This is a genomic window from Polaribacter sp., from assembly GCF_051251875.1.
Taxonomy (GTDB): domain Bacteria; phylum Bacteroidota; class Bacteroidia; order Flavobacteriales; family Flavobacteriaceae; genus Polaribacter.
On record NZ_JBPOGL010000026.1, the window covers coordinates 49,291 to 60,602 of the forward strand.

At 26.5% G+C, this 11,312-nt stretch carries 8 protein-coding genes; all 8 read left to right on the plus strand.

Annotation, left to right across the window (positions count from 1 at the left end; translation table 11 throughout):
- Nucleotide 1 precedes the first annotated feature (1 nt).
- The 8 genes from ACSHW5_RS12010 to ACSHW5_RS12045 all read left to right on the plus strand — a co-directional run bounded on the left by ACSHW5_RS12010 (nt 2) and on the right by ACSHW5_RS12045 (nt 10,682).
- Nucleotides 2-1,015, plus strand: coding sequence for a GDP-mannose 4,6-dehydratase (locus tag ACSHW5_RS12010; RefSeq protein WP_435676380.1), 1,014 nt, complete (start codon nt 2-4; stop codon nt 1,013-1,015).
- Between the two features lie 49 nt (nt 1,016-1,064).
- Nucleotides 1,065-1,901, plus strand: coding sequence for a glycosyltransferase family 2 protein (locus ACSHW5_RS12015; protein WP_435676381.1), 837 nt, complete (start codon nt 1,065-1,067; stop codon nt 1,899-1,901).
- A 790-nt stretch (nt 1,902-2,691) separates the two neighbouring features.
- On the plus strand, nt 2,692-3,432 hold the full coding sequence (locus tag ACSHW5_RS12020; RefSeq protein WP_435676382.1) for a WecB/TagA/CpsF family glycosyltransferase: 741 nt from the start codon (nt 2,692-2,694) through the stop codon (nt 3,430-3,432).
- Between the two features lie 17 nt (nt 3,433-3,449).
- Nucleotides 3,450-4,361, plus strand: a complete 912-nt coding sequence (locus ACSHW5_RS12025) for an NAD-dependent epimerase/dehydratase family protein (RefSeq protein ID WP_435676383.1) — start codon at nt 3,450-3,452, stop codon at nt 4,359-4,361.
- 3 nt (nt 4,362-4,364) lie between these two features.
- Nucleotides 4,365-5,339 (plus strand): MraY family glycosyltransferase, encoded by a 975-nt coding sequence (locus ACSHW5_RS12030; RefSeq protein WP_435676384.1) that lies wholly within the window; start codon nt 4,365-4,367, stop codon nt 5,337-5,339.
- Nucleotides 5,340-5,573: 234 nt separating this feature from the next.
- Complete coding sequence (locus ACSHW5_RS12035; RefSeq protein WP_435676385.1) at nt 5,574-7,463, plus strand: polysaccharide biosynthesis protein; 1,890 nt, start codon at nt 5,574-5,576, stop codon at nt 7,461-7,463.
- Nucleotides 7,464-7,509: 46 nt separating this feature from the next.
- The gene (locus ACSHW5_RS12040; RefSeq protein ID WP_435676386.1) at nt 7,510-8,295 is read left to right on the plus strand and encodes a polysaccharide biosynthesis/export family protein; all 786 of its coding nucleotides are present in this window, start codon (nt 7,510-7,512) and stop codon (nt 8,293-8,295) included.
- A gap of 2 nt (nt 8,296-8,297) precedes the next feature.
- Nucleotides 8,298-10,682: a GumC family protein gene (locus ACSHW5_RS12045; protein WP_435676387.1), complete on the plus strand. Its 2,385-nt coding sequence runs from the start codon at nt 8,298-8,300 to the stop codon at nt 10,680-10,682.
- Nucleotides 10,683-11,312: the final 630 nt, after the last annotated feature.

Genomic DNA, 11,312 nt, shown 5'->3' on the forward strand with positions numbered 1-11,312 from the left:
CATGAAGTATTTAATAACAGGAGGTTGTGGTTTTATAGGTAGTAATTTAGCTGCGGAAGTCTTAAAAAGAGGTGAAGAATTAGTCGTATTTGATAATTTATTCAGACACGGAAGTTCATTAAATTTAGAATGGTTAAAAGAAAAAGGAGAATTTAAATATTACCCTTTTGATATTCGTAATTTAAATGATATTGAAACTGTTATAAAAAATGAAAAACCAGATGTTGTTTTTCATTTAGCAGGTCAAGTTGCAATGACAACATCAATTTCTAATCCAAGACTGGATTTTGAAATCAATGCAATGGGAACCTTTAATTTACTTGATTCAATAAGAAAATACTCGCCAAATACAATGGTTCTTTATTCTTCATCAAATAAAGTATATGGAGATTTTGAAGAATTGACCTTTATTGAACAAGAATCAAGATATATCTGTAAAGAGTATCTTAATGGCTTTGATGAAAGTTTACCACTTAATTTTCACTCACCTTATGGTTGTTCTAAAGGTGCAGCAGATCAATATTTACTAGATTTTAATAGAATTTATGGAATTAAAACGGTAGTTTTTAGACATTCATCTATGTATGGTGGTAATCAACATTCGACTATAGATCAAGGTTGGATAGGTTGGTTCTGCCAAAAAGCTATAGATATTAAGAATAAAGTAAATAAAGATAAGTTTACAATATCTGGTTCTGGAAAACAAGTAAGAGATGTTTTGCATTCAGAAGATGTTGTTTCTCTTTATTTTGCCAGCGTAGAGAACATCGATAGTGTAAAGGGAAAAGCATTTAATATTGGTGGCGGTATTAGTAATAGTCTTTCTCTTTTAGAACTTTTTAAGTTCTTAGAAAAAGAATTAGATATTAAAATGGATTTCAAAAGACTTCCAGAAAGAGAGAGTGATCAGTTGTTGTTTGTTGCTGATAATACTAAAATATCTGATTTAACCAATTGGAAGCCCAAAGTTAAAACTAAAGAGGGATTAGTAAAAATGTTAGAATGGTTATCATAATTTTGCTTTTTTAAACTTAAATATAATAATTAAATATTAATCCTGAATAATGAATAGTTCGAATTTAGTAAGTATTTTAATACCAACATATAATAGGAGGGACTTGGTTGTAAGAGCTATAGACTCTGCTTTAAATCAAACTTATAAAAATATTGAAATAATAGTTTCTGATAATTGTAGTTCAGATGATACTGTTAAACATCTCAAAAAATTATATATCAATAAAGAACAAGTTAAAATATTCGAAAGTTCTACAAACACGGGGCCAGTAAGTAATTGGGTAAATTGCATAAAAAAAAGTTCCGGAGATTATTTGAAACTTCTTTTTTCAGATGATACTTTACATGAAAATTATATTGCTGAAACCGTAAAAGTTTTGAAAGAAAATGATAATGTAGGTTTTGTATATACACCTATAATCATTGAAACAAATTCTAAAAAAAGACTTTTTTACAGAACATATAATTTTTCTAAAAAAGTATTATCAAAAAAAATTGAAAATAGATTTTTATTAGATATTAATGTCCCAGTTTCTCCAGGTGCAGCTTTATTTAGAAGAAAAGACTTGCTTTCTAGTATAAAATATACAATCCCTAATAAGAAAAACTTAGATTTTACAGTATATGGTGCAGGTATTGATTTAAATATATATTTTGAAATTATAAAAAAATATAAATATGTTTATTTTTTAGATTCTACAAAAGCCTTTTTTTACGGACATAATACTTCCTTCACAATTAATAATAATTTGGATTATTATTACAAAACAGTAAGGATGAATTTTTTACAAAATAAAAAACCTTCGTTTAAAAAATTATATATTTCAATTTTAATAAATCTTAAATTCACTAAAATATTTAATTATTTTTCCCCTTATTTTAATTAAAATGGGTATTTATAGTTTATGATAAACTTAAATCAAATTAACTAATTTTTAAAAAAGTAAACTTTTATAAGTTTAGAAAAGTCTTTGAATGATATTGACAAAATTAGAAATATAGAGCATCAAGGTGTTTTCAAATCACCATTTTTAAAATAAGAGGTATTCTTACATTTACTATTAAAAGTAAAAGGTTTTAAACATTGAAGAATGCAAATTTCATTTAATCATGATTTAGGTTTAAATTATGATTAAATGGCATAGAATTTGGCATAAAATATTCAGATAGGTTTTTTTAAAATCGGAAAAATCTAAATAATATATATATTATTTTAATGCTAATACTAGCAAAAAAGGTAAAAGATAAATTTTTTATCACAAACTTAGACGTTCCGTTAGTAGATGATTAAAAAAAACTTGTGAATTTAGAAATAACCATTAATTTAAAACAGGACTATAATTAAATTCTATTAATGCATGAAGAGTATATGTTGCAACTACTAAAAAAAAAATGCACAATCAAAACTGTTAAATGTGTGATACAAATACCTGGTTGCTTCTTAATTTCCCAAAGAAAAGAATACTTAGCAAAGTTAAAATAATTCTTTATGAACCTTCCCAAAAGTCATGTTTTTGGTTTGAATGGGTAAAATATTAGTTTATTTTAAATTTATAAAAGGTATATTTAATTTACTGGTATTGAATTAAATTTTAAGAAAAAAAAGGATTGTATGTATTAGAGTCAGAATATAATTGAAAAGTTTAGCAATTCACAAGTAATTAATAATAATATCTAATGAAAAAGTATTTCAACATAAATTTAGAATTCGATCACTACAAGTTAGAACAAATAGTTGAACAAACGGCAAAGCAAAAAAAAGGATATTGTTGTTTTGTAGATTTAACATCGTTAGTATATTCTTACAATCATTATGATTTTAGAGAAACATTAAATAATGCATTTGTAAATTCGTGCGACGGAAGTTATATTGCAATGTCAGCTTCAAAAATTCATAATGAAAATTTAAAACAGTATATTGGTCCAGAGTTTTTTGAGAAATTTATTTTTAAACCAGGAAATCATATTATTTTGGGTAGTACACCAGAAGTATATGAAAAAATAATTGAAAGAGTTGAGTTAGAAGGAGGTGATAAGAGCTCGATGAGCTATTTAGGGCTGCCTTTTAAAGCTGTAGATGAATTCGATTATAAAAGTATTTCTGAAACTATAAATGCTATTGAGCCCAATTATATTTGGGTTTCATTAGGGGCACCAAAACAAGAATATTTTATGAGTAAATTATTACCTTTTATAAATAAAGGGGTAATGTTAGGCGTTGGTGCTGCTTTTAATTATTTTTCAGGAGAAATAAAAGATATTCCTAACTGGACAAAAAAACTCCATGTTGTCTGGGTATACAGACTATTGACAGAACCTAAAAAGCAGATTAAAAGATTAAAAACAATTTTATTGACATTTCCAACTATGATTAAAGAAGAAAAGAAGAAGGTAAAAAATAACATAAATATTTCATAATTTTTTTGATTAATTAAATGAATATCATTACAGGTAATAAAGGTTTCGTAGGTTTAAACCTTATTGGTTATTTAAACCAAAGTGGTAAGAAGACTATTGGTGTTTCTAGAACTCCAATTTTAGATGAGTTGAGTTACCAGACTTTAAATATAGAAAATCTAAATAAGTCACAAAGTTTTATTCATTTAGCTGGTAAAGCACACGATTTAAAGAAAACTTCAGAAGATAAAGAATACTTTGAAATAAATACAGACCTTACAAAAAAACTTTTCGATCAATTTTTGGATAGTGATTGTGAAGTTTTTATTTATATGAGTTCTGTAAAGGCCGCGGCAGACGTTGTTGAAGGGAAATTAACAGAAGATGTTGTGCCTAATCCAGTTACTGTTTATGGCAAATCTAAACTTGCTGCCGAAAATTATATTTTATCAAAAGAAATTCCAAAAAACAAAAGAGTTTATATCTTAAGACCTTGTATGATTCATGGTCCTAATAATAAAGGAAATCTTAATTTATTATATAGTTTTGTTACTAAAGGAATTCCATATCCCTTTGGTAAATATGAGAACAAGAGATCTTTTGTTTCAGTTGATAATTTATGTTTTGTAATTAATGAATTAATAGACAATAAAACCATAATTTCTGGTATTTATAATATTGCAGATGATAGTTCTTTATCTACAAATGATTTAGTAAGTATTATTGGTGCTACTATAAAAAAACCTGCAAAAATTTTAAACACACCAAAATTTTTAGTAAATATTTTGGCTAAAATAGGAGATGTTGTACCACTTCCTATAAATACTGAAAGGTTGCAAAAACTTACAGAAAATTATGAGGTTTCTAATGATAAGCTTATAAAAGCAATACAGAAGAAATTACCCTTAACTGCCGAAAATGGGTTAAAAAAAACAATTTTATCTTTTTAATACATGGAAAAATATTTACTAGTTTTATTCGTCTTAATAGCCTCTTCATATTTATATCTGAAATTAGCTAAAAAATATAATATTATAGACAAACCCAATGAAAGAAGCTCCCATACAAAAATAACTGTTAGAGGAGGTGGAATTGTCTTTACAATTGCAATAGTTTTATTTTACTTATTAAACAATTATCAATATCCTTATTTTTTTACAGGTGTTTTTATAATTTCTGTGGTAAGTTTTTTAGATGATATCTATACATTAAGTTCTAAATTAAGGTTCCCCTTTCAGTTTTTTGCTGTTTTTTTAATACTATATCAAATTTCAATACCATTTTTCCCTATTCCAGTTTTCTTTTTATATTTAATATTAGGAGTTGGTCTTGTGAATATGTTTAATTTTATGGATGGTGTGAATGGTATAACGGGGCTTTATAGTATTGCAGTACTTTCTGGTTTATATTTAATAAACAGTGAAGAGCAAATTATAAATTCAGAACTTATTATTTATGTTTTAGTATCAATTTTAGTGTTTGGATTTTATAACTTTAGAAAAAAGGCACTATTTTTTGCAGGAGATATAGGAAGTATAGCTTTAGGAATGTTAGTTGTTTTTCTTGGATTTTATTTGGGAACAGAATTAAAATCTCCACTAATCTTATTATTAGTAATTGTATATGGTGCAGACGCTAGTCTTACAATGTTGTATCGATTAATTTTTACAAAAGAAAGTGTATTTGACCCGCATAGACACCATATCTACCAAAAATTAGTAGATGTTTATAAAGTTTCTCATTTAAAAATTTCAATCATTTATGCCATTTTACAAATTATAGTAAATTTCATAGTTTATAAAACATATAATATAGACATCCAATATCAATTAATACTATTTTTTGGGTTAATACTTATTTGTTGTTCTTTATATATAATTATTTTTAAAAGAATTAAAAGCAAACAAAATTACATAAACGCTGTATAAGTTACCTTAATATATAATAGAAATAAATTGAATGTTAATCAGTATTTCTTTTTTTTTATTGATTATTTTGATAAAAAAAAGAAAACTATCTTATTTATGGTAGAATAATAAAATTATTATGGGAGTAGTTAATTCTATTAATAATTAAGCTTAAATGATTTAGGTAGATTAATAAGTGCAACGGAGAAAAATTATGTAATTTTGCAAAAAAAATAATAGAGGAAAAATAAAAATATGGTAAAGAATATTTTTTTAAAAGTGTTAAATAGGTATGCTTCTAAATGGGTTGTGTTATGTTTCGATTTGGTTTTAATAAATTTATGTTTTGTTTTTGCATATTTTATTAGGTATATAGACATAGGTTTTAAGTTGCCCGTTTTATTAAAGCAGCTGCCCGTAATTTTTGTAATAGCACTATTTAGTTTTTTATTGGTTGGTTCTTATAAAGGAATTATTAGACATACAGGAACAAAAGATGTCTTTAATGTTTTCTTCGGAGTTTCAATATTTAGTTTAATTCTTAGTTTTTTGGTTCTTGCTAATAAGTTGTTTAATATAAGTGACAATTTAATTATTCCAAGGTCCATTCTACTAGTACATTATTTAATATCTGTTTTTGTACTTATTATTAGTAGATACATCTTTAAGGCTTTTTATGAAACAATAACAACCGAATTAAAATTAATAAAAAATGTTTTAATATTCGGAGCTGGAGATTCTGGAATAATAACCTATGGTGCTATAACTAGAGAAACAAAAAATAATTATAATGTTATAGGTTTTATTGATGATGATAAAAATAAAATAAATAAAAAAATTGATAGGATTAAAATCTACAACCCAAAAAATATAGATTTTGAATTTATTGAAAAGAATGGAATAACTGAAATTATTATTTCTATACAAAATATTAAATCAGACAGGTTATTAGAATTAACAGACAGGTTTTTAAATTTTGATGTAGAAATTAAAATTGTACCGCCTTTATCTAAATGGATAGAAGGAGATTTTCAGGCAAATCAGATCAAACAAATAAATATAGATGATTTGTTGGATAGAAAAGAAATTTCTATTAATAATCCTATTGTAAAAAGTAAGGTAACAGACAAAGTTATTTTTGTTACTGGTGCAGCAGGTTCTATTGGTAGTGAAATAGCACGACAATTATCTTCCTATTCATTAAAAAAATTGGTACTTATAGATCAGGCAGAATCACCCTTGTATGATTTACAGCAAGAATTATTACAAAATGATAGAAATAATTTTGTAACGATTGTTGCCGATGTTCGAGATAAAAAAAGAATGCAAGAAATTTTTGAAGAATATAAACCTCAAAGGGTATTTCACGCAGCGGCTTATAAACATGTTCCCTTAATGGAACAAAGTCCTTATGAGGCGGTGAAAATTAACGTTGGAGGAACAAAGATTATTGCTGATTTATCTGTAAAATATAACGTTAATAGGTTTGTAATGGTTTCTACAGACAAAGCTGTAAACCCAACGAACGTAATGGGTGCTACAAAAAGGGTTGCAGAAATGTATATAAGCTCATTAAGTAAAGAAGAAGGTATTACTAAATTTACAATTACACGTTTTGGAAACGTATTAGGTTCTAACGGTTCTGTGATACCTTTATTTAAAAAGCAAATTGAAAAAGGAGGACCTCTAACAGTAACTCATAAAGAAATAACAAGATATTTTATGACGATACCAGAAGCTTGTAGACTAGTACTAGAAGCGGGTACCATGGGAGTAGGTGGTGAGATTTATATATTTGATATGGGGAAATCCGTTAAGATTTTTGAAATGGCAAAAAGAATGATTTCACTTTCAGGTTTAAAATACCCGGATGATATTGATATTAAAATTACAGGATTAAGACCGGGAGAAAAATTATATGAAGAACTACTGGCAAAAGGAGAAGATACCACCAAAACATATCATGAGAAAATAATGATTGCCAAATCTCAAAGTGATGAGGGAGATGGTGTTAAGAATGAGATTAATAAATTAGCAATTGATTGTTTTACTATCTCTAATAATGATATAGTTCAGCGTATAAAAAATATAACTCCAGAATATATATCTAATAATTCGGTTTTTGAAAAATTAGATATTAATTAAGTTCTAATTAAATTAAAATATTATTTTTACCAAAAATTTTTTTTACATGAATAGTTTAAGACTTAGTAGTAAAATTCTTATTAGAACTATAATAATATGTATATTATTTAGTTCTTGTGTTTCTAAGAAAAATATTACTTATTTTCAATATGATGAAATCGATCAAGAAAAAGTGAGTAATAATTATCAAACCATTTTTAAACCAGATGATTTATTGCAGATTACTATATCTTCTGAAGATACAGAAGCAGCTAGACCCTTTAATTTATCAGCGGCTGCGTATGCTGCATCAACAAGTTCTGTTGTGGGTACTCCAGTGCAACAATCTTATTTAATAGATAGTAAAGGAGAAATAGATTTTCCTATTTTGGGGAAATTAAAATTAGGAGGATTAACAAGAGAACAAGGTTTGGAACTTTTATTTAATAAATTATCTCCAGATTATATTAAAAATCCAACTATCAACATTCGAATTTCTAATTTTAGGATTACCGTGAATGGAGACGTATCAAGACCTGGAGCTTACACGGTTGCCAATGAAAGAATTAGTATTTTAGATGCACTTGGTTTGGCAGGAGATTTAAATATTTCGGCTAAAAGAGATAATGTATTAGTGCTAAGAGAAGAGGGTAATAAAAAAGTACCGTATAGAGTTAATTTATTATCTAATAAAATTTTTACTTCACCTGTATATTATTTACAACAAAATGATGTAGTATTTGTTGAGCATAATAAAGCAAGAATACAATCTGCTTCTTCTAATACAAATACCAGTCTGTTTATTTCGGTAACAGGCCTTATTATAACTATAGTTTCTATATTAACAAGATAAGAATGAACAATAATTTAAATAATAATTCAAGCTTTACTGAAAATAATGACTCTATAGATATTAGAGAGGAAATTGAAAAATTTCTGGTGCATTGGCATTGGTTTGTTTTAGGTGCCATTATTGCTTTAATTTCGGCTTTTTTATATTTAAGATACACTACTCCACAATATAGTGCTTCAACGTCTATTATGATAAAAGATAATAATAAATCTGGTATATCTAGGGAATTAGAGGCTTTTAAAGATTTAGGTATTATAGGTGGTGGATCTAGTAACAATCCAGACAATGAGATAGAAATTTTAAAATCTAGAAAAATTATTGGCAATGTCGTGGATGCTTTAAATCTAACAACTTCTTATTTTATTGAAGGTAGAGTTAAAACATCAGAGGCATATAATACAAGTCCGATATTTATCGATTTTGTAAAAAAAGATTCTATCCTTTTTGAAAAGGATACTACATTTATTGTTAATAATGTAGGCGATAGTAACTTTGAGTTTAAAACTATTGAGGGAGATTTGATTTCTCGTAATGCTTTGAACGAAACGATTAATAGTCAGTTGGGTTTTTTTAGAATTGTTAGTAATAAGAATTCACGCGAAACCGAAAAAAAAGTTATCGTAAATATAAGGGTGAAAGATAAAGTTATTGATTTTTATAGAAATAGAATAAATGCTACTTTATTAGATGCTAACTCGAGCGTTTTAAAAATTAGTTTAATTTCTCCTATTAGAACAAAAGCTGAAGATATTTTAAATGAAGTGGTAAGACAGTATAATATAGATGCAATTGCCGATAAAAGTGAGGTTTCTAAAAAAACCAAGGATTTTATAGATGAAAGATTGTCTAAAATTGCTTTTGATTTAGCTTCAATTCAAGATAAAGTTAAAAATTATAAAATTGATAATAACATTTCAGGGCTTTCTAAAGAAGGAGAATTGGCTTTAGAAAATGCATCTAAAAATAATGAAAAAGTAATTAAAGTTAGAACAGAACTGAACCAAATTAAATGGATTCTAGAAAGTTTAAGCGAGCAATCTGGGAAAAATGAAATCTTACCGCAAAATTTAGGGATTTCTGATGCTAGTATCATTCAATCGATAAAAGATTTTAACTCACTTGTGTTAAGTAAAAATAAATTAGTAGTGAATGCAGGTGAAAAGAATCCAAATTTAGTTCAGTTACAATCAGAAATTACTTTATTAAAGAATAATTTAAGAAAAGGTATTTCTAATTTAGAATATTCATTAACAGCTGAATTACAGCAGTTAAATAGTGAGTCTACTAAAGTAAATACTCTTGTTTCGTCTATACCTAGTTTAGAAAGGGGTATTATTGATATTGCAAGAGAACAGGAGATAATTGCTGGTTTATACTCTTATTTATTAAGAAAAAAAGAAGAAACTGCAATTTCATTGGCGGTGACTGTTCCTAACGCCAAAATTATAGATGTGGCTTATGGTTCTGACATTGCGGTTTCGCCAAAAAGGAAAATTATTTATTTGGCCTTCTTGTTTATAGGACTTTTAATTCCTTTTATTTCGATTTATTTAAAAAACTTATTAGATACAAAAATACACTCTAGAAGAGATATCGAAGAATCTACTAATATTCCATTTTTGGGAGATGTACCTAGATCAGAAACAAAAGATAAAATTGTTATTGGGAAAGACTCTAGGTCAAGTACGGCAGAAGCTTTTAGATTAATTAGAACAAATTTAGATTTTATGTTAACCAATTCTACTAATAATGGTTTAGGTAAAACTATTTTTGTTACTTCAACCACTAGTGGAGAAGGAAAATCTTTTATTTCTATAAATCTAGCAGCTGCTTTGTCTTTGTCTAATAAAAAAGTTTTATTATTAGGATTGGATTTAAGGGCTCCTAAAGTAACTGAATATCTTGGAATTCCTGAAAGAAAAGGAGTTACCAACTTTATAACCAATGAAGATATTTCTTTAGACGAATTAAAGTTTTCAATTCCTGAAATTAAAGGTTTGGATATTATATCTTCAGGTGTTATACCGCCAAACCCTGCAGAATTATTATTAACAGAAAAGGTAAATGAACTTTTTTCAATAATAAAAAAAGATTACGATTATATAATTGTTGATACGGCTCCTGTGAATCTTGTAACTGATACTTTATTGGTATCTAAATATGCAGATATGTTTTTATACATAGCTAGAGCAAATTATTTAGATAAAAGAATGTTGGTAATAGCTGAGACTTTATATAAAGAAAAGAAATTACCAAACATGGCTGTAGTATTAAATGATACAGATATGAGTAGAGGATATGGCTATGGTTATGGCTATGGTTATGGCTATGGTTACGGTTATGTAGATAAAGAAAAGAAACCTTGGTATAAGAAAATATTTAGTTAAAATATATATTTTATAGTTTATTAAAACTCCCATTTTTGGAAACTAATTTCCGAAAATGGGAGTTTTTTTGTTCTATTATTTATTTTCTTGAAATTCTATTGTTTTATTCTAAACGTTTGGGGTCATTGTTTTAAGGCAGATAATCAAAGTTCAAAATTTTATTAATAAATGAATAATTAAGTTCACTTTTTTAGTTGAATACATAGAATGCCGTTTGCGGTCTTTTTTTAGTTGATTAAACATGTATCATTAGAAAGTGATAAAATCTTCTTAAAATTTATGTTTAAGCAAGATATAATAGAATAATTGTAAAGACTTTATATTTATTAACCTTGTTACTTTAATTTATGGAAAAATACTTTTAGATTGGCTTTGTTCTTTAGTGTAATACGAGACTTTAAACTAATTTATGAATTAAATAGTACGATATCTTTGATGGGGTAAAATGTAGTTTATATTGGTTTATTATAAGAACAGAAAATAGCATTTACTTTTTTAAGTGCAATCATATTAATTCTTATTGTTCTTAATGATGATATGCATTTCAAGGTGGTTAATAACGTGAGTTCGAGCTAATCAATCGCAATACTCGGTAACATATTGGGTATTTTTATAGAAGGTTTTTTAGGT

Bases quoted from the DNA above. Each gene is read 5' to 3' on its own strand.
- ACSHW5_RS12035 (WP_435676385.1), top strand. From the start codon at position 5,574: ATGGTAAAGAATATTTTTTTAAAAGTGTTAAATAGGTATGCTTCTAAA.
- ACSHW5_RS12025 (WP_435676383.1), top strand. From the start codon at position 3,450: ATGAATATCATTACAGGTAATAAAGGTTTCGTAGGTTTAAACCTTATT.
- ACSHW5_RS12020 (WP_435676382.1), top strand. From the start codon at position 2,692: ATGAAAAAGTATTTCAACATAAATTTAGAATTCGATCACTACAAGTTA.
- ACSHW5_RS12030 (WP_435676384.1), top strand. From the start codon at position 4,365: ATGGAAAAATATTTACTAGTTTTATTCGTCTTAATAGCCTCTTCATAT.
- ACSHW5_RS12045 (WP_435676387.1), top strand. From the start codon at position 8,298: ATGAACAATAATTTAAATAATAATTCAAGCTTTACTGAAAATAATGAC.
- ACSHW5_RS12010 (WP_435676380.1), top strand. From the start codon at position 2: ATGAAGTATTTAATAACAGGAGGTTGTGGTTTTATAGGTAGTAATTTA.
- ACSHW5_RS12015 (WP_435676381.1), top strand. From the start codon at position 1,065: ATGAATAGTTCGAATTTAGTAAGTATTTTAATACCAACATATAATAGG.
- ACSHW5_RS12040 (WP_435676386.1), top strand. From the start codon at position 7,510: ATGAATAGTTTAAGACTTAGTAGTAAAATTCTTATTAGAACTATAATA.